The sequence below is a fragment of the Streptomyces sp. DSM 118878 genome (genome assembly GCF_052936595.1).
On record NZ_CP193622.1, the window covers coordinates 6,013,409 to 6,035,687 of the forward strand.

The window sequence follows — 22,279 nt, forward strand, 5'->3', positions numbered from 1 at the left end:
AACGACCGGACGAAACAAGAACCCAAGGAGCACACCATGCAGAAGTTCGCCACCCCCGCCCCCGTCTCCGCCGTCCTGGACATCTCCGCCGGACGCATTCAGTTCATCGCCGCCGACCGCGCCGACACCACGGTCGAGATCCGGCCCGCGGACGCCTCGAAGAGCCGTGACGTGAAGGCGGCCGAACGGAGCGAGGTCACCTACACCGACGGTGTCCTGCGGATCCAGGGCCCGGAGGCGGCGAACCGGCTCATCGGCGCCCGGGGGTCCGTCGAGGTCACCGTCCAGCTGCCGGCCGGCTCCCACGTCGAGGCGAAGGCCGGCGCCGCGGAGTTCCGCGGTGTGGGACGGCTCGGTGACGTGTCCTTCGACGGCGGCTCAGGACCGGTCAAGCTCGACGAGGCCGCGAGCGCCCGCCTCACCGGTATGGACGCCCACATCACGGTCGGCCGGCTCAACGGGCCCGGCGAGATCAGCACCATGCAGGGCGACGTGACCGTCGCCGAGGCGGTGCGCGGTGCCCTCACCCTGAGCTCCCAGCAGGGGAACATCACCGTCGGCGCCGCCCGCGGGGTCTCCGCGGCCCTGGACGCCGGCACGGTCGTCGGCCGTATCGACAACGCGCTGAAGAACACCGACGGCGCCGACGCCGCCCTGGCCATCAAGGCGACCACCACGCAGGGCGACATCACCGCCCGCAGCCTCTGAACCCGGCGGACCTCCCGCATCCCGCAGGCCTCCGCGCCCCGCAGGTCTCCGCGCCCCACAGCCCTCCGCATCCCACAGCCCTCCGCATCCCACAGCCCTCTGAAGGAGCTCTTCCCATGACCGACCTGGCCATCGCGGCGTACGGGCTGCGCAAGTCCTACGGGGACAAGACCGTCCTGGACGGCATCGACATCACCGTCCCCGAGGGAACGGTCTTCTCCCTGCTCGGCCCGAACGGCGCGGGCAAGACCACCGCCGTCAAGATCCTCTCCACCCTGGTCTCCGCCGGCGCGGGCTCCGGTTCCCTCCACGTCGGCGGCCACGACCTCGCCGCCGACCCGCAGGCGGTCCGCGCCTCGATCGGTGTCACCGGGCAGTTCTCCGCCGTGGACGGTCTGATCACCGGCGAGGAGAACATGCTCCTCATGGCCGACCTGCATCACCTGTCCAAGCGTGAGGGGCGGCGGGTCGCCGCCGAACTCCTGGAGCGCTTCGACCTGGTGGAGGCCGCCAAGAAGCCGGCGTCCACCTACTCCGGCGGCATGAAGCGCCGCCTGGACATCGCCATGACGCTGGTCGGCGGCCCGCGCATCATCTTCCTCGACGAGCCGACCACCGGCCTCGACCCCCGCTCCCGGCACAACATGTGGGGCATCATCCGCGAGCTGGTCACCGACGGGGTGACCGTCTTCCTCACCACGCAGTACCTGGAAGAGGCCGATGAACTGGCCGACCGCATCGCCGTGCTGAACGACGGCAAGATCGCCGCCGAAGGCACCGCCGAACAGCTCAAGCGGCTCATCCCCGGCGGCCACATCCGCCTCCGCTTCACCGATCCCGCCGCGTACCGGTCCGCGGCCCTGGCCCTGGGCGAGGCGGCCCGCGACGACGAGACGCTGTCGCTGTCCATCCCCAGCGACGGAAGCCAGCGAGAACTGCGCTCCGTCCTCGACTGGCTCGACTCCGCCGGCATCGAGGCCGACGAGCTGACCGTGCACACCCCCGACCTCGACGACGTCTTCTTCGCCCTCACCGGCGACGCCGCCGCCGGCCGGTCCACCAAGCCCGCCGTCCCCGCCCAGTCCAAGGAGAACGTCCGATGAGCTCTCTCTCCCTCGCCGTCCGTGACTCCTCCACGATGCTGCGCCGCAACCTCCTGCACGCCCGGCGCTACCCCTCCCTCACGCTGAACCTGCTGCTCACCCCGATCATGCTGCTGCTGCTCTTCGTGTACATCTTCGGAGACGCGATGAGCGGCGGCGCGGGCCGCGAGGCCTACATCTCCTACATCGTTCCCGGCATCCTGCTGATGACCATCGGTTCCACCACGGTCGGCACCGCCGTGTCCGTCTCGGGTGACATGAGCGAGGGCATCATCGCCCGCTTCCGCACCATGGCCATCCACCGCGCCTCGGTGCTCGTCGGGCACGTCGTCGGCAGCGTGCTCCAGGCCGTCGCCAGCGTCGTCCTGGTCGGGGCCGTCGGCCTCGCCATCGGCTTCCGCTCCGCGGACGCCACCGTCGTGGAGTGGCTCGCCGCCTTCGGGCTGCTGATCCTCTTCGCCACGGCGCTCACCTGGATCGCCGTCGGCATGGGCCTGATCAGCCCCAACGCCGAGGCCGCGAGCAACAACGCCATGCCGCTGATCCTGCTGCCCCTGTTCTCCAGCGCCTTCGTGCCCCTGACCTCCATGCCGGGCTGGTTCCAGCCCATCGCGGAGTACCAGCCCTTCACCCCCGCCATCGAGACCCTGCGCGGCCTGCTCCTGGGCACCGAGATCGGCCACAACGGGTGGCTCGCCGTCACCTGGTGCGTCGGACTCGCGGTACTCGGCTACTTCTGGTCGGCCGCGAAGTTCGACGCCGACGAGAAGTGACGGAGTGACTGCCCGAGGCAGAGGCCCGGCCGAAACCGCCGTGACGGCGGACCGGCCGGGCCTCCCGCCGTACCGGACCGGCCGGGGTCATGACACAGGCCCTGAGGCCGTACGGGCCGTCAGGCTCTCAGCTCACCACGCTGTCCCGCCACGCCCGGTGCAGGCTCGCGAAGGAGCCGTCGCCCGCGATGAGTTCACCCGGGGCGCCGTCCTCCACGATCCGCCCGTGCTCCATCACCAGCACCCGGTCGGCGATCTCCACCGTGGACAGCCGGTGGGCGATCACCACGGCGGTGCGGCCCCGCAGCACGGTGTGCATCGCGCGCTGCACGGCCCGCTCGCCCGGGATGTCCAGCGAGCTGGTCGCCTCGTCGAGGATCAGCACCGCCGGGTCGGCGAGCAGGGCCCGCGCGAAGGCCACCAACTGGCGCTGACCGGCGGAGATACGGCCACCCCGCTTGCGTACGTCCGTGTCGTACCCGTCGGGGAGCGACGCGATGAAGTCATGGGCGCCGATGGCCTTCGCGGCGCGCTCGACGTCCTCGCGGGTGGCGTCGGGGCGGCCGATCGCGATGTTCTCGGCGACGGTGCCGGAGAACAGGAACGCCTCCTGCGTCACCATGACGACCCCGCGCCGCAGCTCGGCGCCCGCCAGGTCCCGCAGGTCGACGCCGTCCAGGAGGACGCTGCCTTCGGTCGGGTCGTAGAAGCGGGCGAGCAGCTTCGCCAGCGTGGACTTGCCCGCGCCGGTGGAGCCGACCACGGCGACGGTCTGCCCGGCGGGCAGCGTCAGGTCGAAGCGGGGCAGGACCTCGCCGCCGGTGCGGTAGGCGAACCGCACGCCGTCGAAGCGGACCTCGCGGCCGGGGTGCGCGGACTCCAGGGCGGGCAGCGCACGCGCGGCAGGGGCGTCGGGCTCGGGCACGGCGGGGACCTGGGCGAGCAGCCCCGCGATCTTCTCCAGGGAGGCCGCCGCGGACTGGTAGGAGTTGAGGAACATGCCGAGCCGGTCGATCGGGTCGTACAGGCGCCGCAGGTAGAGCACGGCGGCGGCGAGCACGCCGAGGGCGAGGCCGCCGTCCGCGACGCGTTGCGCGCCCCACAGGACGATCCCGGCGACGGCGACGTTGGCGATGAGCCGTGAGCCGACGACGTAGCGCGCCATCTCCAGCATGGCGTCGCCGTTGGTCCGCTCGTGCCGGCGGTTGAGCTCGGCGAACCTCTCGTCGTTGGCGCGCTCCCTGCGGAAGGCCCGCACCGGACGGATGCCGTTCATGGTCTCGGCGAACTTCACGATGACGGCGGCGATCGCGGTCGAGCGGCTGCGGAACAGCGCCCCCGCCCGCCGCTGGTAGAGGCGTACGAGGAGGTAGAGCGGCACGAACGACGCCACCGCCACCGCGCCGAGCCCCAGGTCGAGCCAGAGCAGCATCGCCGAGATGTAGACGAAGGAGAGCAGGACGGTGATGAGCTCCTGGAGGCCCTCGCTGAGCAGCTCGCGCAGGGACTCCACATCGGTGGTGGAGCGCGAGATCAGCCGCCCCGACGTGTACCGCTCGTGGAAGTCGACGCTCAGCGCCTGCGCGTGCCGGAAGATGCGTCCGCGCAGGTCGAGCAGGACGTCCTGGTTGACGCGTGCGGAGGCGATGATGAACGCGTACTGGAGGGCGCCCGACGCGCCGGCGCAGAGCAGATAGCCGACGGCGACGGCGATCAGCGGGCCGTGGTCGTCCGCGCGCACCGCGGGCACGCCGCTGTCGATGGCGTACGCGACGAGCAGCGGCCCGGCCTGCACGACGGCCTGCTGGAGGAGGAGCAGCACGGCGGCGAGGACGACGCGGCCGCGCATCGGCGAGAGCAGCGAGAGCAGCAGGGTGCGCGTGGCGCCCGGTGGCGTCGGCAGGTCGTCCTTGTCGAAGGGGTCGCCCTGGGCGGCCGGGTCTTCGGGGAGCTCGGGCTCCCCGGGGTCGAGCGGCTTCTCCCGTACGGGGGTCGACGAGGTCATCGGGCAGCCTCCTCGGCGGCGTGGGGGATGTCGGCGCCGGACATCAGCCAGGCGTACTCCGCGTTCTCCCGCAGCAGTTCCTGGTGGGTGCCGACGGCGGCGACGCGGCCGCCCGAGAGCAGGGCGACGCGGTCGGCGAGCTGCACGGTGGAGGGGCGGTGGGCGACGATCAGCGCGGTCGTGTCCGCGAGGACCCGCCGCAGCGCGGCCTCCACCAGCGCCTCCGTGTGGACGTCGAGCGCGGAGAGCGGGTCGTCCAGGACCAGGAAGCGGGGGCGGCCCACCACCGCGCGGGCCAGGGCGAGGCGTTGGCGCTGCCCGCCGGACAGGCTCAGGCCCTGCTCGCCGACCTGTGTGCCGGTGCCCTGCGGCAGGGCGTGCGCGAAGTCGGCCTGCGCGACGTCCAGGGCGCGGGCGAGCTCGGCGTCGCCCGCGCTCCCCTCGGCGCCCATCAGGACGTTCTCGCCGACCGACGCGGAGAACAGCGTGGGCTCCTCGAAGGCGACGGCCACCAGGGTGCGCAGCCGCTCGCGGTCCATCGCGGCGATGTCCTCGCCGTCCAGGGTGATGCGCCCGCCGGTCACCTCGTGCAGGCGTGGCACCAGGGCGGTGAGCGTGGTCTTGCCGCTGCCGGTGGCGCCGACCAGGGCCATGGTCTCGCCGGGACGGACGTGCAGGTCGACGCGGCCGAGGACCGGGGGCGCGTCGGGCGGTGCGTCGGGGTACCTGAACTCCACGCCGTGGAAGCGCAGTCCGTCCTCTTCGGTGTCCCGGCTCCCGGCGGTGGCGGCGACCGTGTCGTCCTCGGGCTCCGCGTCCATCACCTCGAAGTACCGCTCCGTGGCCGTCGCGGACTCCTGGGTCATCGCGAGCAGGAAGCCGATGGACTCCACCGGCCAGCGCAGCGCGAGCGCCGTCGACAGGAAGGCGACCAGCGTGCCCGCGGACAGGCCGCCGTCGGCCACCCGCACCGTGCCGAGGACCAGCGCGGCGCCGATGGCGGCCTCCGGCAGCGACATGATCACCGCGTAGACGGCCGCCAGGATGCGGGCCTTGGCCAGTTCCGTGCCGCGCAGGGTGTGCGAAAGCTCCCGGAACGCGCGCGCCTGGCTGCGGTGGCGGCCGAAGCCCTTGATGATGCGGATGCCGAGCACGCTCTCCTCGACGACCGTCGTCAGATCGCCGACCTGGTCCTGGGCCCGCCGCGCCACGGTGGCGTACCGCCCCTCGTAGTACGCGCAGGCGATCACCATCGGCACCACGGGGGCGAGGAGGACCAGGCCGAGCGTGAAGTCCTGGCCGAGCAGGATGGTCACACCGACCAGGATCGTCACGCTGTTGACCAGCAGGAACGTCATCGGGAAGGCGAGGAACATCCGCAGCAGCATCAGGTCCGTGGTGCCGCGCGAGAGGAGCTGCCCGGACGCCCACCGGTCGTGGAAGGCCACCGGGAGCCGCTGGAGGTGCCGGAAGAGGTCCGCCCGCATCGACGCCTCCACGCTCGCGAGCGGCCGGGCCACGAGCCACCGCCGCAGCCCGAAGAGCAGCGCCTCGACGACGCCGAGCAGAAGCAGCAGCAGCGCCCCGAGCCACACCCCCGCCCCGTCCCGGTCGGCCACGGGACCGTCCACCATCCACTTCAGTACGAGGGGGAAGAGGAGCCCCGTGCAGGAAGCGATGATCGCGACAACGGCGGCGGTGGCCAGCCGCGTTCGGACCGGCCGCACATACGGCCAGAGCCGCAGCAGCGTCCGGATGGTGGACCGATCCTTGGTGGGGGCATCTGATTTCGGCATCAGGAGCGAGCCTACGGACGGCGACCGGCACAGCCCACCGAGTTTTGGCCCGTGCGGGGTACTTCGCTGGACCTAGGTCCGATGTCTCCCGGCTGGTCTCACGCGTGCGTGCCCCCGGCAACGAACCGCTGAGCACCCGTGAGAGGGAGGTGCTCGCGCTCGTCGCCGGGGGCACGTCGAACCGTGGGGTCGCCGCGGGACTCTTCAGCACGTCATCCCGGGCCGACGGGGTTGACCCCTACGCCTGCTGCCACAGCGCGGGAGTGTTCGGCGGCTCCCATCCGGACTGGGCCTGGTGGCCCTGGAGGCAGCGGTACGTCGACCCGCCGTAGGTGACGGAGTCACCGGGCGCGTAGACCTTGCCCGCGGCCCAGGTCCCGCCCGGCTCCGGCTCCCCGGGGCCGGGGTCCTCGCCGCCGCCCGTGGTCTTCAGCGTCAGACCGAACTGCGAGAGCAGCGGCAGGATCGGCTGGTGGAAGGTCTCGCCGCCGCGGCGGCAGTCGCCGGAGCCGCCCGAGGTGACGCCCTGCGCCTGGCTCCCGGAGATGTAGGAGCCCCCGGAGTCACCGGGCTCCGCGCAGACCGTGGTCCGCGTGACCCCGCTGATGGTCCCCTCCGGGTACGTGACGCTGGTGTTGTGCTGCGAGATCGTGCCGCAGTGCCACCCCGTAGTGGAGCCCGACCGGCAGATCGACGCACCCACCGGGGACTGTGTGGAGCCCCCGACACCGATCCGCTGGCCGCCCTGGCCCTTCACGTACGGGGTGGCGGTCCACTGGGAGTTGGTGGCGACCCAGGCCATGTCCCTGCCGGGGAAGATCGAGGCCTGGAACGAGCCCTGGGCCACCTGGTTGTAGCCGCTGGTCGCGGTGCCGGCACGCCCGCAGTGGCCCGCCGTGGCGAAGCCCTGCTGGGTGCCCTTGGTGATGGAGAAGCCGATGGAGCAGCGCCCGCCCATGTAGTACGCCTCGCCGCCCACGAGGTCGTACAGCGGCTTCGGCCGCGCCTCGGTCCTCTCGACGCGTACGAGGTCGGACGCGACGCCCGCGGCCGAGGCGAGGGACTCGGCGGCGGAGGTCTTGACGGCCCGTATCACCACGGCGTTGGAGCGCACGTCGACGTACCAGACCGGGGCGTCGCGCGTGGCCGTCCGCTTCGCCGCGCGGTCAAGGCGGGTCTTCGCGGCGTCGAGCGCGGCGAGGGAGTGCGGCACCACGCGGGCGTGGGCGCCCTTGGCCTCGATCAGGGGGACGTCGGCGGAGTCCGTGGTGGCCACGGTGAGCGTGCCCGAGGTGGCGCCCCGCACCCAGGCGCCCGCGAAGTCACGGCCGAGCGCGTTGCGCAGCGCTCCCGCGTCGGCGCCGGCGTCGGCCTCGTTGACCAGCCGGGCCTTCGCCTGCGCCGACGTGAGGCCGAGGTCGCGCCGCATGGCCTCGATGACCTGGGGAGAGGTCTCGTCGACGGCGGCGCTCACGGCCGGGGAAGGGGCCGCGGCGGGGTCGGTCTGGGCGGACGCGCTGCCGGGCGCCCCGGCCAGGACGAGCGCGCCGGCCGCGGCGAGGGAGGCACAGGCCGCCACGGCACGTCTGGAAGGAGTGGGGAGCATACGAGGCATACGAGGTCTCCTCGGTGTACGCGGAGCGAGCGGGGAATCGCCCACAACGTAGAAGCCTCAACAGCCCGCCAGTAGCTGTCAGCCGACCCCCGCCCCCGGCGTTATGGAACGGCGGAGGCGGATGCCCTCACGGCCGCCGCGGCGAGGGCGCCGCCAGCCATGCCGTGTAGCTCTCGCTGCGGGCCGCGGCCTCCGCGTGGGCGGCGCGGGCCTGCGCGAAGACCGTGGCGGCCGTGTCGTGGGCGGGGGCCGCCGGATGCCAGCCGAGCATGTGGCGCCAGTACAGCGGGGTCCCGGCGAGGGGCCGGGTCACCAGGCCCGGCGTCGGCGGGAACGTCGCCCTGCACAGCCCCACCGCCCGCCCCACCTGCACCAGATGGACGCAGGACGAGACGTCCGTCTCGTACACGCGCGAGGGCGTGAACCCGGCGCGGGCGCACGCGGCGGAGAAGCAGTCCGCGAAGCAGCCGTCGCCCGGCACGTCCGTCCACGCCTCGTCGGCGAGCAGGCCGAGGTCGATCTCCTGGTGGTCCGCGAGCGGATGGCCGGTGGCCAGCATGACGAAGACCGGGTCGCGGCCCACCTCTCGCCAGACCAGCAGCTCGCCCTCCGGCGGCGCGCTCGCCCCGCACGTGCCGACCAGCGCGAAGTCCAGGGAGCCCGCGGCCGTGCGCGCCGCGATGTCCCGCTCCGACCAGGAGGTGTGCGTGGTCACCCGCGCCCCGGGGTGCGCGGTGGCGAGCCGGTCGACCAGGGCGCCGAGCAGCGGCCCGTGCGTGCCGCCGAGCCGGAACCCGGCGCCGTCCTGCCACGCCTGGGCGAACCGCCGCGCCTCGTCCCGCAGTCCGCTCACCGCGGGCAGCACGACGCGGGCCCGTGCCAGCACGAACTCCCCGAGCGCGGTGGCCCGCACCCCGTGCCGCCCGCGCTCGAACAGCTCGCCCCCCACCACGCGCTCGATCCGCTTGAGCTGCGCGCTCAGCGCGGGCTGCGCGAGCCCGAGCGCGGTGGCGGCCTTGGTGAGGCTGCCCGCGTCGGCGATCGCCCGGATCGTCTTCAGGTGCCGCAACTCCAGGTCCATGGCCTGAGCTTGGACCGCGCCAGGAGGGGCGGCAATACTCCGGTCTGGACCAATCCGGACGGGCCGCGGCCGAACCTCACCCGTGCCCGACCCGCAACAGCAGCACCGTCCGTCCCCCCAGCGCCACCGTGGAGCCCGCCCGGAGCACGGTGTCCCGCACGGCCGCCTGGTCCTCCGCCGAGGTGTCGACGACGACCTCGTAGAAGTCGGCCCACGGCGGCCCCGGCAGCACCAGGTCCACCGGGTCAGCCCCGGCGTGCAGCACCGCGAGGAAGCTGTCGTCGACGACCGGCGCGCCACGGGCGTCGCGGCCCGGTATGTCACGCCCCGACAAATACATGCCGAGCGTCGCCGCCGGCGCGAACCAGTCGGCCTCCGTCATCTCCGTGCCCCGCGCCGTGAACCACGCCAGGTCCCGCAGCCCGTCCGCCGAGTGCGCGCGCCCGGAGAAGAAGGCGCGGCGGCGCAGCACGGGATGCCGGTGCCGCAGCTCGATGAGGCGCGCCGTCAGCGCGTGCAGTTCGCGCCACCCCGGGTCGTCCAGGACCCCCCAGTCGACCCAGCTGATCTCGTTGTCCTGGCAGTACGCGTTGTTGGAGCCGCCCTGCGTACGCCCCATCTCGTCCCCGGCGACGAGCATCGGCACCCCCGTGGAGAGCAGCAGCGTCGTCATGAGGTTGCGGAGCTGCCGCCGCCGCAGCGCCGCGATGTCCGCGTCGTCCGTCTCGCCCTCGACGCCGCAGTTCCAGGCCCGGTTGTCGTCGGAGCCGTCCCTGTTCCCCTCGCCGTTGGCCTCGTTGTGCTTGTGCTCGTACGTCACGAGGTCCCGCAGCGTGAACCCGTCGTGCGCGGTCACGAAGTTCACCGAGGCGTACGGCCTGCGCCCGCCCCACGCGTACAGGTCGCTGGAGCCCGAGAGCCGGTACCCCAGATCCCGTACGTCCGGCAGCGCGCCCCGCCAGAAGTCCCGCACCGCACCGCGGTAGCGGTCGTTCCACTCCGTCCACAGCGGCGGGAAGGCGCCCACCTGGTAGCCCCCGGACCCCACGTCCCACGGCTCGGCGATCAGCTTCACGCGGCGCAGGACCGGGTCCTGGGCGATCACCGCGAGGAACGGCGAGAGCATGTCGACGTCGTGGAAGGAGCGCGCGAGGGCCGCCGCGAGGTCGAAGCGGAAGCCGTCCACGCCCATCTCCGTCACCCAGTACCGCAGCGAGTCCGTGATGAGCCGCAGGACGTGCGGCTGGACGACCTGGAGGGTGTTGCCGCAGCCCGTGTAGTCCGCGTACCGCCGCGCGTCCGGCTGGAGCCGGTAGTAGCCGCGGTTGTCGATGCCCTTGAGCGACAGCATGGGGCCCAGCTCGCCGGCCTCCGCGGTGTGGTTGTAGACCACGTCGAGGATGACCTCGATCCCGGCCTCGTGCAGCGCCCGCACCATCCGCCTGAACTCCCCGACCTGCTGCCCCCGCGTCCCCGAGGCCGCGTACGCGGCGTGCGGCGCGAAGTAGCCGATGGAGTTGTATCCCCAGTAGTTCCTCAGGCCCCGCCGCAGCAGATGGTCCTCGTGCGCGAACTGGTGCACCGGCAGCAGCTCGACCGCCGTCACCCCGAGGCGTACGAGGTGGTCGAGCGCCGCCGGGTGCGCGAGCCCCGCGTACGTGCCGCGCAGTTCCTCGGGGACCCCGGGGTGCAGCTTGGTGAAGCCGCGCACGTGCAGTTCGTAGATGACCGAGTCCGCCCACGGCGTCTTCGGGCGCCGGTCGTCGGCCCACTCGTCGTCCGGCGCGTCGTCGTGCACGACGACGCCCTTGGGGACGTACGGCGCCGAGTCCCTGTCGTCGCGCACGGTGTCCGCCACGTGCTGCTGGGGCCAGTCGCGGGCGTGACCGTACACCTCGGCGGGGAGCGTGAAGTCGCCGTCCACCGCGCGCGCGTAGGGATCGAGGAGCAGCTTCGCCGGGTTCCAGCGGGCGCCCGTCCACGGGTCCCAGCGGCCGTGCACGCGGTAGCCGTACCGCTGGCCCGGGCGCACGCCGGGGACGAAGCCGTGCCAGATCTCGTGGGTCAGCTCGGTCAGCGGGCAGCGCGTCTCGACGACGTGGCCGTCCTCCGTGTCGAACAGGCACAGCTCCACCGACTCCGCGCCGCCGGCCCACAGCGCGAAGTTGGTCCCCGCGACCCCGTCGGGCCCGGTGCGAAAGCGGGCGCCGAGCGGCGTCGGCGCCCCCGGCCACACCGGCCGGGCGGGCGCACCGCGCGCGCCGGAGCGCCTGCCGCCGTTCACGGCGGTGGCGGGACGCACGGGAGCGGTACGCCCCTGCGTCGGCGCCTGCCGCACTGACCTCTGCTCGGATGCGCTCGACACCTGTCAGCCTCCCGCGGCTCCTCGGCCGACGCGCGAAGCAGGGCGTGCGGCGTCCCGGCCGCGGCTCCCCATACGTCGTCCCTCCCCACTGTTGTGCCCAGTGCGTGCGTCGCACTCACGTTTCCCCGGGCAAGGACGGTCGTTGGGACCCACGTGAGACAGAGTGCGAGGCGCGCACGGCGCGCAGGGGCCGTGCTGGCCGCGGTACTGACATGGGCCGGCCTGCTGGCCGGGGCGACGGCCTGCTCCGGCGGCGACCTCGGGCAGGTGCTCGGGAAACCGGGGTCGCCCGCGGAAGTGATCCGCGTGTCGCCCGAGGACGGCAGCAAGGACGTCGAGCCGGACGAACGGCTCCGGGTGAGGGTGCCCAGCGGCCGTCTGGAGTCGGTGAAGGTGGTCCGGACGCAGGACGCACAGGAGTTCGAGGTGCAGGGGCGCCTCGCCGACGACGGCCTGTCCTGGGAGCCGCGGGACAAGGGCCCGCTCGCGCTCGCGGCCTCGTACAAGGTCGACGCCGTCGCGCTCGACGCGCACGGCCGCCGCGCCGCCCGGCACACGACCTTCCGCACCCACGTCCCCGAGGAGCGCTTCATCGGGTACGTGACGCCGGAGAACCGCTCCACGGTCGGTACCGGCATGATCGTCTCCCTGGAGTTCAACCGGGAGGTCGAGAACCGCGCGGCCGTCCAGCGCGCCATCGAGGTCACCTCGCGCCCGGCGGTCGACATCCGCCCGCACTGGTTCGGTGACACCCGCGTGGACTTCCGCCCCGAGCGGTACTGGAAGCCCGGCACGAAGGTCACCGTCTCCCTGCGCCTGCGCGACGTCGAGGCCGCCCCCGGCGTCTACGGCCTCCAGGACAAGAGCTTCGGGTTCACGGTCGGCCGCAGCCAGCATTCCCTGGTCGACGCCGCCGAGCACACCATGCGGGTGAGCCGCGACGGCGAGGTCCTCTCCACCGTGCCGATCACCGCGGGCGCCCCGGAGACCACCACGTACAACGGGAAGATGGTGGTGACGGAGATGCTGGAGGTGACCCGTATGAACAGCCGCACCGTCGGCTTCGGCGGGGAGTACGACATCCCCGACGTGCCGCACGCCATCCGCCTGACCACCTCCGGCACCTTCCTGCACGGCAACTACTGGGCCCCGGACGCTCCCGGCAAGACCAACGTCAGCCACGGTTGCGTCGGCCTGCGCGACGTGAAGGGCGGCAGTTCACGGACGCCGGCCGGCTGGTTCTTCGACCGGACCCTCATCGGGGACGTCGTCGAAGTGATCAACAGCAATGACCGACAAGTCGCTCCCGACAACGGCCTCGGCGGCTGGAACATGGCGTGGAAGGAGTGGGTGAAGGGAAGCTGACCGCCCGGCGGACCGCCAGGTGACGGCCGGGTGACCGGCGGGCCGCCACCCGGTGGTCAGGCCTCGCCCCCACCGCATGGGCAGTTGGAACGGAACGGTGACATTGGCGGGCAGTCATCGCCCGGACCCGTGTGGTTATCTAGCGCTTGCGCGTGTCTGAAACGCGCGGGTGCATTGGGGTGCGGGCCTGGATCCAGGCCGTGCGAGGGGAGACACATCTTGAACGGGCGACCGATTTCGGGGACGTCGGTTGACGCGCGACGACGCGTACGGCGGCGGGGCGCCAGAGGCCTGACCGCGGTGCTCTCGGGAGCGGCACTGCTGATGGTCGCGGCATGCGGGGGCGGCAGCTCGGACTCGGGCGGCGACGGCAAGACCAAGGCCGACGAGAACGCCCCCTCGGCGGCCGTGGTGACGATAGCCCCCGAGAACGGGGCGAAGTCGGTGGCGACCAGCGGCGCCCTGAAGATATCCGCGGACAAGGGCAAGCTCTCCGAGGTCAAGGTCGAGGACAGCAAGGGCAACCCCGTCCCCGGCGAGATCACCTCGGGCGGCAAGGGCTGGACGCCCGCCCACCACCTCGCGGCGGCCACCAAGTACAAGGTCCACGCGGTGGCGAAGGACTCCGAAGGCCGGGCGTCCGCCAAGGACACCGCCTTCACGACACTGACCCCGAAGAACACCTTCGTCGGCCAGTTCACGCCGGAGGACGGCTCCGAGGTCGGCGTCGGGATGCCGTTCTCGGTGAACTTCACGCGCGGCATCACCGACCCGGAGGCCGTCGAGCGGGCCATCGAGATCAAGACCGAGCCGTCCGTGCCCGTCGAGGGCCACTGGTTCGGCAACGACCGCCTCGACTTCCGCCCCGAGGAGTACTGGAAGGCCGGCACCAAGGTCACCGTCAAGCTCAACCTCGACGGCGTCGAGGGCCGCCCGGGCGTCTACGGCAAGCAGTCCAAGACCCTGAACTTCACCATCGGCCGCAGCCAGGTCTCCACCGTCGACGCCAAGACGCACCAGATGACGGTCGTCCGCGACGGCAAGCAGATCAAGAAGATCCCGATCACCGCGGGCGCGCCCGGCACCACCACGTACAACGGTGAGATGGTCATCAGCGAGAAGCTCCAGGTGACCCGGATGAACGGCGAGACCGTCGGCTTCGGCGGCGAGTACGACATCAAGGACGTCCCGCACGCGATGCGCCTGTCCACCTCCGGCACGTTCATCCACGGCAACTACTGGTCGGGCGGCGCCTTCGGCAACACGAACGCCAGCCACGGCTGCATAGGCCTGAGCGACGTGCGCGGCGGCTACAGCAAGAAGACCCCCGGCGGCTGGTTCTTCAACAACTCGATGATCGGCGACGTCGTCGTGGTGAAGAACTCCGCGGACAAGAAGATCCAGCCCGAGAACGGCTACAACGGCTGGAACATGTCGTGGGAGAAGTGGAAGGCGTAGCTTCCGCCACGGAGGCGTAGCTCCTGCCACGGAGGCGTAGCCTCCGTCACGCCCTGACCGCGGGCCCGGCGCACTGTGACCAAGTGCACCGGGCCCATCGGCGTTGACCCCCGCTAACGTGCGGTGCATGACTGCAACCCTCGAAGTCGCCGAAGGCGTCGGCACGATCCGGCTCGACCGCCCGCCCATGAACGCCCTGGACATCGCCACCCAGGACCGCATCAAGGAACTCGCCGCCGAGGCCACGCGCCGCGACGACGTACGTGCCGTGGTGATCCACGGCGGCGAGAAGGTGTTCGCCGCCGGCGCGGACATCAAGGAGATGCAGGACATGGACCACGCGGGCATGATCGCGCGCTCCGGTGCGCTTCAGGAGTCCTTCACCGCCGTGGCCCGCATCCCCAAGCCCGTCGTCGCCGCCGTCAACGGCTACGCCCTGGGCGGCGGCTGCGAGCTCGCGCTCTGCGCGGACTTCCGCATCGCCGCGGACAACGCCAAGCTCGGCCAGCCGGAGATCCTGCTCGGCCTGATCCCCGGCGCCGGCGGCACCCAGCGCCTGGCGCGCCTGATCGGCCCGTCCAAGGCCAAGGACCTCATCTTCACCGGCCGCCAGGTGAAGGCGCCCGAGGCGCTCGCCATCGGTCTGGTGGACCGCGTGGTGCCCGCCGCCGAGGTGTACGAGCAGGCGCACGCGTGGGCCGCGCGGCTCGCGCGGGGCCCCGCCATCGCGCTGCGCGCCGCCAAGGAGTCCATCGACGCGGGCCTGGAGACGGATCTCGACACCGGCCTGGCGCTCGAACGCACGTGGTTCGCGGGTCTGTTCGCCACTGAGGACCGGGAACGGGGCATGCGGAGCTTCGTGGAGGAGGGTCCGGGCAAGGCGAAGTTCCTCTGAACTCCCGCGCGGCGTCCGCGAGTTGGCCACTTCAGCCGCACGTGGCACGTCGTAGCAGCTCAGGGCCCCTTTCCAGGGCCCTGAGCTGCCGTTGGCATATGCCTTACGCGCCTCCCGGAATGGGCGGTTCCGGGGGTTCTATTCCGTCGGAACGGCCCCGGAGGGCGCGCTGGGCGGCCATGATGGACGACATGGCGGGGCTGGAGGGATACGAACGACCGCGGCGGCACACCAGTGCGATCACGGCGCGCTGGTCGCCGGCGGTGGAGGACGAACACGCGCTGAAGGCGCTGGAGTTGTTCGGTAACCCGACGGACGCGGAGGTGCCGCTTCCGTCCCGCCCGGAGTCCGCCGCCATCGCGCGCCGCCTCGCCCAGGTCGTCGTCCTGCGCCACTGGGGCCTCACCCCGAAGCTCACCGAGGACGTCGTCCTCCTCGTCTCCGAGCTCGTCGGCAACGCCGTGCGGCACACCGGGGCCCGCGTCTTCGGGCTGCGGATGGAGCGGCGGCGCGGCTGGATCCGTGTCGAGGTCCGCGACCCCTCCCGTGGCCTGCCCTGCCTGATGCCGGTCCATGAGATGGACCTGAGCGGCCGCGGGCTCTTCCTCGTCGACAAGCTCTCCGACCGGTGGGGCGTCGACCTGCTGCCGCGCGGCAAGACGACCTGGTTCGAGATGCGGGCCGCCGACCGCTGAGCCCCTACGCGAAAGCCCCCTGCGGCCGTGGTCCGGCTCTTCGGGGGCTTCCGTGAAGCGCCGCGGACGAAGGGGGTGTGTTCCACGGCGGCTGACGACGACCTGGCCCGGGTCAATGGGAGTCGCGTCCCCGACTATGGCAGACGGGACCCGGTGAACCAAAAGCTCGTAACCGGGCATAGCCGGGCATACCCTAACAGTTTAGAGGTGAATCCTTGGTGAGATGGGACACCTGCCTGGTAAACGCCGGTTGAGCAGGAGCTGTCGCAGGGGATAAGCAAGGCCGGGACAGAGGGGGCCTGTGGTGTGTCACGTACGCGGCGGCATGCCCTAACCGGGTCAATCGGCATGATTTGCCATATTGCCGGATTAAATGGCCGTCGTGACGGATCATGTGACGCGGGGCGAGGACGCGGGCGGCGGGGCGGTGAGCGGCACCTCGGGTGGTCGAGCCGGTCGTGCGCCGGGGCGGGCCGGTCCTTCCGGTGCCTCGCGCGGCGGAGCCGGCCGAGGGCGGCGGGAGGTTCTGCGGGCCGGCGGCGGCCTGGGTGCCGCCTGTGCGGGGGCGGTGCTCGGCGGCGGGCTTGCTGCCGGGTGCGCGCGGGACGGCAGGGGCGGTGACGCGGGCGGTGACGCGGGGCGTGGCGAGCGCGGTGACGCGGGGCGCGGCGAGGGCGGTGACGCGGGCCGTGGCGAGCGCGGTGACGCTGGGCGCGGCGTGGGTGGGCGTGACCGGCCTCCCGCGTCCAAGGCCCCGGGGCCGGGCCCCGCGCCCCGCCGGTTCCCGGGCCTGCCCGCGCAGATCGCCCACGGGCCGCGAGACCGCCGCCAGGTCGCGCTGACCTTCCACGGCCAGGGCGACCCCGCCACGGCGAAGGCGCTGCTCGGCGAGGCGGAGCGGGCGGGGGCCAGGGTCACCGTGCTCGCGGTCGGCGGCTGGCTCGACGAGCACCCCGCGTTGGCCCGCCGCATCCTCGACGGCGGCCACGACCTGGGCAACCACACCCTCCGGCACCTCGACATCAACGGCATGCCCGAGGCCGAGGCCTACGCCGAGATCACCGGCTGCGCGGACCGCCTGCGGCGCCTCACCGGCTCCATCGGCACCTGGTTCCGCCCCTCGCGGGCCGAGAGGGCCTCTCCGCTCGTCGAACGCCTCGCCCGCCGCGCCGGCTACCCGCACGTCCTGTCGTACGACGTCGACTCCCTCGACTTCACCTCGCCCGGCGCCCCGGCCGTCACGCGGAACATCGCCGCCGGAGTCCGCGCGGGCTCCGTGGTGAGCCTGCACTTCGGGTACGCGGACACGGTCGCCGCGCTCCCCGCCGTCCTGCAAGAACTGGAACGCCGCGGCCTGCGCGCGGTGACGACCACGGAGCTGCTGACCTGATGTCCCGTAAGAGACTGCCCCACGAACGACCGGCCCGTACCGGAGTGGCCCGTACCGGAGTGCCCCGTGTCGGACTGGCCCGTACGCGACTCGATCTGGCCAGGCGCGTCGTGGCCGTGTTCGCCGCCGGTGCCGTGTTCGCCGCGCTCGCCGGCTGCGGCGGCTCCGGGGGCCGCGCGGACGAGGCCCTCGGCACCGAGGGCGCCCGCGAGCCCGTCAAGCCGAAGGCGTCCCCCGGCCTGCCCGGCATGCCGCCGGTCCTCGACCCCGATGACGTCTACGCCGCCGACCGGCCGAACGCCCTCCAGCCCGTGGCGAAGAAGTTCCTGTCCCGGGTCTACGTACCCAACACCAACTCCAACACCGTCTCGGTCATCGACCCCAAGAAGCTCAAGGTCATCGAGACCATCAAGGTCGGCAACCAGCCCCAGCACGTCGTCCCCTCCTGGGACATGAAGACCCTCTGGGTCAACAACGACCTGGGCGACACCCTCACCGCCATCGACCCCGTCACCGGCAGGACCGGACGGACGGTCGAGGTCTCCGACCCCTACAACCTCTACTTCACGCCGAACGGCAAGCACGCCGTCGTCATGGCCTCCATGGACCGCGAACTCGTCTTCCGCGATCCCAGGACCATGGACCGCGTCAAGACCGTCCCCGTGACCTGCGCGGGCGTCAACCACGCCGACTTCTCGATGGACGGCCGCTACTTCATCGTGTCCTGCGAGTTCTCCGGCGAACTCCTCAAGGTCGACACGGAGAAGATGAAGGTCGTCGGCCAGCAGAAGATCCCCTTCAAGGGCGCCATGCCGCAGGACGTGAAGCTGTCGCCGGACGGCAAGACCTTCTACATCGCCGACATGATGGCGCACGGCATGTGGGTCCTCGACGGCAAGAAGTTCTCGACGCCGAAGCTGCTGCGCACCGGCAAGGGCTGCCACGGCCTGTACGTCAGCCGCGACTCCAAGGAGATGTACATCTCCAACCGCGGCGAGGGCTCCATCTCCGTCTTCGACTTCCCGAAGAAGAAGCTCACCAAGAAGTGGAGGCTCCCGCAGGGCGGCAGCCCCGACATGGGCGGCGTCTCGGCCGACGGCAAGACGCTGTGGCTGTCGGGACGGTACGACTCCGAGGTGTACGCCATCGACACCCGCACCGGCGCCCAGGTGGCGCGCATCCCGGTCGGCAGCGGACCGCACGGCCTCGCCGTCTACCCCCAGCCGGGCCGCTACTCGCTCGGACACACGGGGGTCTTCCGCTGAGGTGACGCGTGAGCCATGGACAGTTGACGGTTGAGCTATATCAACACCGGGCACCAAACGGGCAGTTCAGGAATTTCTGGCAGCTGGAACGCTGCCGTTCCCCCCACCGCTCCGCCCCCCCAGCTCCCCGGAGGCCGCCATGCTGCGTGGCATCGATGTCAGTTCTCACCAGTCGTCGTTCGACACGGACGGCCTCTCCTTCGTGATCATAAAGGCGACGGAAGGCCGTTCGTACGTCAACCCGCGCATGACCTCCCAGGTGAAGCGGGCCCGTGAGGCCGGCTGCGTGGTCGGCTTCTACCACTTCCTCTGGCCGGGGAACATCACGGCCCAGGCCGAGTACTTCGTGCGCAAGGCGCCGGAGAAGTCCGGCGACCTGCTCGCGGTGGACTGGGAGTACACCGGGGACCGGTCGGCGGCGTCCAACAAGGAGAAGGACCGCTTCATCAAGGAGGTGAAGCGGCTGCGCCCCTCGCACCGGGTCCTGCTGTACACGAACCGCGATTTCTGGCTCAACCGCGACACCACGTCCTACGCCGGGGACGGCCTGTGGATCGCCGACTACGTCCGCGCGGGCAAGCCGCGCATCCAGGCGAAGTGGGCGATCCACCAGTACACGTCCTCGCCCCTGGACAAGAACGTCGCGGACTTCGAGAGCGAGGACGCGCTGCGGGAGTGGGCCAAGCCCTGAATCCCTGTCAGGCGCGCCACTCGGCCGTGCGCTCCGGGGACGCCGCAGCCAGGGCCTCGCGGATCTTCTCGACACCGCTCGCGTTGCCGTAGACGGGGGTGCCGGGCTGCTGGCGCCACGACTCGTCCTGGCCGCCGTTGTCGACGGTGTCGAACCCGAGCTCGTCGATCAGGTCCCGTACGACCTTCTTGGCCGCCTCGTCGTCACCGGAGACCGGCAGGGCCACGCGGTCCGCGGCTCCCCGGGGCCGCGGCTTGTCGAGGATGTCCTGCGCGTACGTGCCGTTGAACGCCTTGATGACGGGGTGGCCGATCTGCCGCTCCGTCCAGCGGCTCTCGGTGAGGCCGTCCTCGATCTCGGCGATCCTGCCGTCGCGCTGCTGCGGGTAGTAGTTGCCGGTGTCGATGACCGCGACGCCCTCGGCCGCGCCGTCGAGGAAACCCGCGGGCAGGTCGGGCACGGCCTTGAGCGGCACCGTCACGACGACGACCTGCGCGCCCTTGGCGGCCTCCTCGACGGGGACGGGCGTGGCGCCGGTCTCCTCGGCGAGGGCGGTCAGGGTGTGCGGGCCGCGGGAGTTCGCGACGGAGACGTCGTGCCCGAGGGCGGTGAGCCGCCGAGTGAGGTTGCCGCCGATGTTGCCCGCTCCGATGATGCCGATCTTCATGGCTGCCCTTCCCGAGATCCACGCTGGTGGTGACGACGCTGGTGGTGACGACGCTGGCTGGTTGTAACGGAGGTAACCTCCGGATCAACTTCGGTATTCCGCTGGGACCGTACTCAATTCGCCGCGCCGACGGGTGAGGCTCGCCCGCAGCGGCAGGAAGAGCAGCATCCCGATGGGGGAGAGGAGGATCGTGAGGACCAGGAGTGGGCCCATGACCAGCGGGTGGACCCCCAGCCGCCGGCCCTCCCGGTACATCCACTGACCGAGCAGGAGATCCCATGCGATGACCTGCGCCCAGATGGCGCCCGCCCCGTTGGCGCGCGCCGTCAACTCCCGGAACACGTCGATGTCGGGGCCGCTCACCGCCGCCCACAGCTCGGGGAGGACGGGCAGCGCCATCACGAGGTAGACGGCGAGGACGGGGATGACGGTCAGCGGTGAAGCGGCCACCCGGGCGGTCGGGCCCCATCCCGGGGCGAGGATCAGCAGGAGCCAGACAGGGGCGACGAGGTAGAAGGACAGCTCGAAGAGGGTGCCGGTCATGCCGCGACCTCGGCTTCCGGGTTCTTGTGCGTCGGTGTCGGTGTCGGTGTCGGTGTCGTAGGCGTCGGTGGCGTACCGGGGGCACGTGGGGTGCGGGGGGTGCGGGGGGTGTGCAACGCGGCGCGGGTGCCCGCGACCGTGGCGAGGGTGATCAGGGCGGCGGCCGTGAGTGTCGTGCCGTCCGGGTGGAGCAGCGGCTGGCCGCGCAGAGCCTGCCAGGTGAGCAGGGCGAAGAGGGCCGCGTACGTGGCCGAGCCGACCAGTACCAGGCGCAGCCGTGTCCGCGGGTCGGCGAGGCGGACGAAGCGTGGCGCGAGCGCCGTCAGCGTGATGACCAGGAGCGGCAGCAGTTGCAGGGCGTGCATGCCGAAGAAGTGCGGTATCCGCAGGTCGCCGCCGGTCGTCGACCAGCCGGTCAGCGGCATCGAGGGGCCGCCGTCCGCGACGCCCACGCTGTGCGCGCCGACCACCGGTGACTCGCCGCGCCGCTGGCCCGGGGCCGGCCGCGTCATCAGGAAGCCGATGGCCGCCCCCGCCAGGGCGATGACGATTCCGCAGCGCATCGCCCAGGCCGAAGCCCGGTCGGCGAGCCGGGCGCGCAGCAGCAGGGCGGCGATGGCGACGGTGCCGAGCCAGAGGATGACCACGGTGACGGCCATCGCGTCGAACAGTGCCTCGTCGGTCGGGGTCTGGTGGTTGAAGTGGCTGCGCTTCCCGCGGATCACCTGGCCGGTGATGATCAGCATCTCGATGGAACTCGCCGCGGCGACCACTGTCCCGGCCCACCATGCGGTACGCCGTCCCGTGCGCCGCTTCGTGCGGTGCTCGCGATCGAGTATCGACAGCATCCAGGCGAGTGAGAGCCCGTACGCGATGAACGAGACCGCGAACTTGAAGGGCTTGGCCCAGATCGGCGCGCCCGCCAGGAACCGGTCGTCGACCAGGAGCCCCACTGCGGAGACGACGGCGACGACGGCCATGGCCGCGGAGAACAGGACGAGCGGGCGGTGCCATGAGCGCCATAAGGACATGGGTCTCCCCCTGGAGAGCAGTTGCTGGGTCGCTGAGCGGGTACCGGACGCCGGTAGCGATGACGGGTGGAGCAAACGGATAGCGGCGCTATCCGCTATCCGATAGCGCAACTATCTATGATGGGCCTGGGGTTGGCAAGGGAGTCCGCCGCCGAGGGGCGAAGAGGAGCGAGAACGAGCTGTGCGCATAGGTGAGTTGAGCCGCAGGACCGGCGTTCCGGTGCCGACCATCAAGTACTACGTCCGCGAGGGGCTGCTCCCCGCGGGCGAACTGTCCAGCCCCAATCAGGCGCACTACGACGAGGCGCACGAGCGCAGGCTTCGGCTGATCCGCGCGCTCCTGGAGGTGGGCGGGCTGAAGGTGGCCGCGATCGCGGAGGTGCTGGGAGCCGTCGACGACCCGGAACGCCCGCTGCACAAGGTGCTGGGCGCGGCGGCGGACCGGCTCGGCGCGCAGGGCGTGGCCGACGACGACGCGGAGGCCGAGGCCGCCGGTGCCGCCGTCGAGCAGCTCATCGCGCGGCGCGGCTGGCGCACGCACGAGTCCAACTCGGCGGCCGAAGACCTGTCGCGGGCCCTGGCGGCGATGGACCGCGTCGGGCACGGGGCGTTCGTGGGACTGCTCGACGAGTACGCCGACGCCGCCGAAGTCGTCGCCCGCGCGGACCTCGCCTACGTGGGCCGCCGGGGCGCGGTCGAGGACCTCGTGGAGAGCGTCGTGATCGGCACGGTGCTGGGTGAGGCGGTGTTCAGCGCGTTGCGTCGGATGGCGCATGTCGACGCGTCCGCGCGGATCTTCGGTGAGGGGGCGGAGGCGGTGGGGTCCGAGTAGG

General features: G+C 71.9%; 19 protein-coding genes and 1 pseudogene. 12 read left to right on the plus strand and 8 right to left on the minus strand.

From position 1 onward, the window contains the following. Nucleotides 1-36 precede the first annotated feature (36 nt). The 3 genes from ACRAKF_RS26815 (at nucleotide 37) to ACRAKF_RS26825 (ending at nucleotide 2,584) form a co-directional block, all read left to right on the plus strand. The gene (locus tag ACRAKF_RS26815; RefSeq protein WP_447040106.1) at nucleotides 37-708 is read left to right on the plus strand and encodes a DUF4097 family beta strand repeat-containing protein; all 672 of its coding nucleotides are present in this window, start codon (nucleotides 37-39) and stop codon (nucleotides 706-708) included. A 116-nt stretch (nucleotides 709-824) separates the two neighbouring features. Next, nucleotides 825-1,811 carry an ATP-binding cassette domain-containing protein gene (locus tag ACRAKF_RS26820; RefSeq protein WP_447040107.1) on the plus strand — a complete coding sequence of 329 codons (987 nt, stop codon included), beginning with the start codon at nucleotides 825-827 and terminating at the stop codon, nucleotides 1,809-1,811. Then, the gene (locus tag ACRAKF_RS26825; protein WP_447040108.1) at nucleotides 1,808-2,584 is read left to right on the plus strand and encodes an ABC transporter permease; all 777 of its coding nucleotides are present in this window, start codon (nucleotides 1,808-1,810) and stop codon (nucleotides 2,582-2,584) included. Before ACRAKF_RS26820 ends, ACRAKF_RS26825 begins: the two co-directional genes overlap by 4 nt. A gap of 127 nt (nucleotides 2,585-2,711) precedes the next feature. On the opposite strand, the gene ACRAKF_RS26830 is transcribed toward ACRAKF_RS26825, so the two are convergent. Both ACRAKF_RS26830 and ACRAKF_RS26835 read right to left on the minus strand, forming a co-directional pair. Then, the gene (locus ACRAKF_RS26830; RefSeq protein WP_447040109.1) at nucleotides 2,712-4,589 is read right to left on the minus strand and encodes an ABC transporter ATP-binding protein; all 1,878 of its coding nucleotides are present in this window, start codon (nucleotides 4,587-4,589) and stop codon (nucleotides 2,712-2,714) included. Continuing rightward, nucleotides 4,586-6,385 carry an ABC transporter ATP-binding protein gene (locus tag ACRAKF_RS26835; RefSeq protein WP_447040110.1) on the minus strand — a complete coding sequence of 600 codons (1,800 nt, stop codon included), beginning with the start codon at nucleotides 6,383-6,385 and terminating at the stop codon, nucleotides 4,586-4,588. The genes ACRAKF_RS26830 and ACRAKF_RS26835 overlap by 4 nt, the downstream gene beginning before the upstream one ends. An 86-nt stretch (nucleotides 6,386-6,471) precedes the next feature. Here ACRAKF_RS26835 and ACRAKF_RS26840 point away from each other — a divergent pair. Further along, nucleotides 6,472-6,591: pseudogene (locus ACRAKF_RS26840) on the plus strand (LuxR C-terminal-related transcriptional regulator); the annotation flags it as partial. Nucleotides 6,592-6,623: 32 nt separating this feature from the next. Here ACRAKF_RS26840 and ACRAKF_RS26845 read toward each other — a convergent pair. The 3 genes from ACRAKF_RS26845 to glgX form a co-directional block, all read right to left on the minus strand. Next, entirely contained in the window at nucleotides 6,624-8,000 is a 1,377-nt protein-coding gene (locus tag ACRAKF_RS26845) for a carbohydrate-binding protein (protein WP_447040111.1), read from the minus strand. Nucleotides 8,001-8,127: 127 nt separating this feature from the next. Continuing rightward, nucleotides 8,128-9,081: a LysR substrate-binding domain-containing protein gene (locus ACRAKF_RS26850; RefSeq protein WP_447040112.1), complete on the minus strand. Its 954-nt coding sequence runs from the start codon at nucleotides 9,079-9,081 to the stop codon at nucleotides 8,128-8,130. Between the two features lie 76 nt (nucleotides 9,082-9,157). Beyond that, a complete protein-coding gene (gene glgX / locus ACRAKF_RS26855; RefSeq protein WP_447040113.1) occupies nucleotides 9,158-11,446 on the minus strand; it encodes a glycogen debranching protein GlgX in 2,289 nt (762 codons plus the stop codon). Nucleotides 11,447-11,641: 195 nt separating this feature from the next. Here glgX and ACRAKF_RS26860 point away from each other — a divergent pair, with 195 nt between their 5' ends. The 7 genes from ACRAKF_RS26860 (at nucleotide 11,642) to ACRAKF_RS26890 (ending at nucleotide 19,205) form a co-directional block, all read left to right on the plus strand. Then, nucleotides 11,642-12,811 carry a L,D-transpeptidase gene (locus tag ACRAKF_RS26860; protein WP_447042195.1) on the plus strand — a complete coding sequence of 390 codons (1,170 nt, stop codon included), beginning with the start codon at nucleotides 11,642-11,644 and terminating at the stop codon, nucleotides 12,809-12,811. Nucleotides 12,812-13,030: 219 nt separating this feature from the next. Beyond that, the gene (locus ACRAKF_RS26865) at nucleotides 13,031-14,269 is read left to right on the plus strand and encodes a L,D-transpeptidase (protein ID WP_447040114.1); all 1,239 of its coding nucleotides are present in this window, start codon (nucleotides 13,031-13,033) and stop codon (nucleotides 14,267-14,269) included. Between the two features lie 127 nt (nucleotides 14,270-14,396). Then, complete coding sequence (locus ACRAKF_RS26870; RefSeq protein ID WP_447040115.1) at nucleotides 14,397-15,164, plus strand: enoyl-CoA hydratase/isomerase family protein; 768 nt, start codon at nucleotides 14,397-14,399, stop codon at nucleotides 15,162-15,164. A 191-nt stretch (nucleotides 15,165-15,355) separates the two neighbouring features. Continuing rightward, nucleotides 15,356-15,859, plus strand: a complete 504-nt coding sequence (locus ACRAKF_RS26875) for an ATP-binding protein (RefSeq protein WP_447040116.1) — start codon at nucleotides 15,356-15,358, stop codon at nucleotides 15,857-15,859. Nucleotides 15,860-16,577: 718 nt separating this feature from the next. Next, complete coding sequence (locus tag ACRAKF_RS26880; RefSeq protein ID WP_447042197.1) at nucleotides 16,578-17,249, plus strand: polysaccharide deacetylase family protein; 672 nt, start codon at nucleotides 16,578-16,580, stop codon at nucleotides 17,247-17,249. Then, entirely contained in the window at nucleotides 17,249-18,514 is a 1,266-nt protein-coding gene (locus tag ACRAKF_RS26885; protein ID WP_447040117.1) for a YncE family protein, read from the plus strand. Before ACRAKF_RS26880 ends, ACRAKF_RS26885 begins: the two co-directional genes overlap by 1 nt. 139 nt (nucleotides 18,515-18,653) lie before the next feature. Then, nucleotides 18,654-19,205, plus strand: a complete 552-nt coding sequence (locus ACRAKF_RS26890; protein WP_447040118.1) for a glycoside hydrolase family 25 protein — start codon at nucleotides 18,654-18,656, stop codon at nucleotides 19,203-19,205. A 7-nt stretch (nucleotides 19,206-19,212) separates the two neighbouring features. Here ACRAKF_RS26890 and ACRAKF_RS26895 read toward each other — a convergent pair whose 3' ends face one another. The 3 genes from ACRAKF_RS26895 to ACRAKF_RS26905 form a co-directional block, all read right to left on the minus strand. After that, nucleotides 19,213-19,872, minus strand: a complete 660-nt coding sequence (locus ACRAKF_RS26895; RefSeq protein WP_447040119.1) for an NADPH-dependent F420 reductase — start codon at nucleotides 19,870-19,872, stop codon at nucleotides 19,213-19,215. Between the two features lie 84 nt (nucleotides 19,873-19,956). After that, nucleotides 19,957-20,415 (minus strand): ABA4-like family protein, encoded by a 459-nt coding sequence (locus ACRAKF_RS26900; protein ID WP_447040120.1) that lies wholly within the window; start codon nucleotides 20,413-20,415, stop codon nucleotides 19,957-19,959. After that, on the minus strand, nucleotides 20,412-21,446 hold the full coding sequence (locus ACRAKF_RS26905) for a hypothetical protein (RefSeq protein ID WP_447040121.1): 1,035 nt from the start codon (nucleotides 21,444-21,446) through the stop codon (nucleotides 20,412-20,414). Before ACRAKF_RS26905 ends, ACRAKF_RS26900 begins: the two co-directional genes overlap by 4 nt. 181 nt (nucleotides 21,447-21,627) lie before the next feature. On the opposite strand from ACRAKF_RS26905, the gene ACRAKF_RS26910 reads away from it, so the two are divergent. Then, nucleotides 21,628-22,278, plus strand: a complete 651-nt coding sequence (locus ACRAKF_RS26910) for a MerR family transcriptional regulator (RefSeq protein WP_447040122.1) — start codon at nucleotides 21,628-21,630, stop codon at nucleotides 22,276-22,278. Nucleotide 22,279: the final 1 nt, after the last annotated feature.

What these genes read in the sequence shown, in the direction of transcription:
- ACRAKF_RS26815 (WP_447040106.1), top strand. Translation starts at nt 37, where the DNA reads ATGCAGAAGTTCGCCACCCCCGCCCCCGTCTCCGCCGTCCTGGACATC.
- ACRAKF_RS26820 (WP_447040107.1), top strand. Translation starts at nt 825, where the DNA reads ATGACCGACCTGGCCATCGCGGCGTACGGGCTGCGCAAGTCCTACGGG.
- ACRAKF_RS26825 (WP_447040108.1), top strand. Translation starts at nt 1,808, where the DNA reads ATGAGCTCTCTCTCCCTCGCCGTCCGTGACTCCTCCACGATGCTGCGC.
- ACRAKF_RS26830 (WP_447040109.1), bottom strand. Translation starts at nt 4,589, where the DNA reads ATGACCTCGTCGACCCCCGTACGGGAGAAGCCGCTCGACCCCGGGGAG.
- ACRAKF_RS26835 (WP_447040110.1), bottom strand. Translation starts at nt 6,385, where the DNA reads ATGCCGAAATCAGATGCCCCCACCAAGGATCGGTCCACCATCCGGACG.
- ACRAKF_RS26845 (WP_447040111.1), bottom strand. Translation starts at nt 8,000, where the DNA reads ATGCCTCGTATGCTCCCCACTCCTTCCAGACGTGCCGTGGCGGCCTGT.
- ACRAKF_RS26850 (WP_447040112.1), bottom strand. Translation starts at nt 9,081, where the DNA reads ATGGACCTGGAGTTGCGGCACCTGAAGACGATCCGGGCGATCGCCGAC.
- ACRAKF_RS26870 (WP_447040115.1), top strand. Translation starts at nt 14,397, where the DNA reads ATGACTGCAACCCTCGAAGTCGCCGAAGGCGTCGGCACGATCCGGCTC.
- ACRAKF_RS26875 (WP_447040116.1), top strand. Translation starts at nt 15,356, where the DNA reads ATGGCGGGGCTGGAGGGATACGAACGACCGCGGCGGCACACCAGTGCG.
- ACRAKF_RS26885 (WP_447040117.1), top strand. Translation starts at nt 17,249, where the DNA reads ATGTCCCGTAAGAGACTGCCCCACGAACGACCGGCCCGTACCGGAGTG.
- ACRAKF_RS26890 (WP_447040118.1), top strand. Translation starts at nt 18,654, where the DNA reads ATGCTGCGTGGCATCGATGTCAGTTCTCACCAGTCGTCGTTCGACACG.
- ACRAKF_RS26895 (WP_447040119.1), bottom strand. Translation starts at nt 19,872, where the DNA reads ATGAAGATCGGCATCATCGGAGCGGGCAACATCGGCGGCAACCTCACT.
- ACRAKF_RS26900 (WP_447040120.1), bottom strand. Translation starts at nt 20,415, where the DNA reads ATGACCGGCACCCTCTTCGAGCTGTCCTTCTACCTCGTCGCCCCTGTC.
- ACRAKF_RS26905 (WP_447040121.1), bottom strand. Translation starts at nt 21,446, where the DNA reads ATGTCCTTATGGCGCTCATGGCACCGCCCGCTCGTCCTGTTCTCCGCG.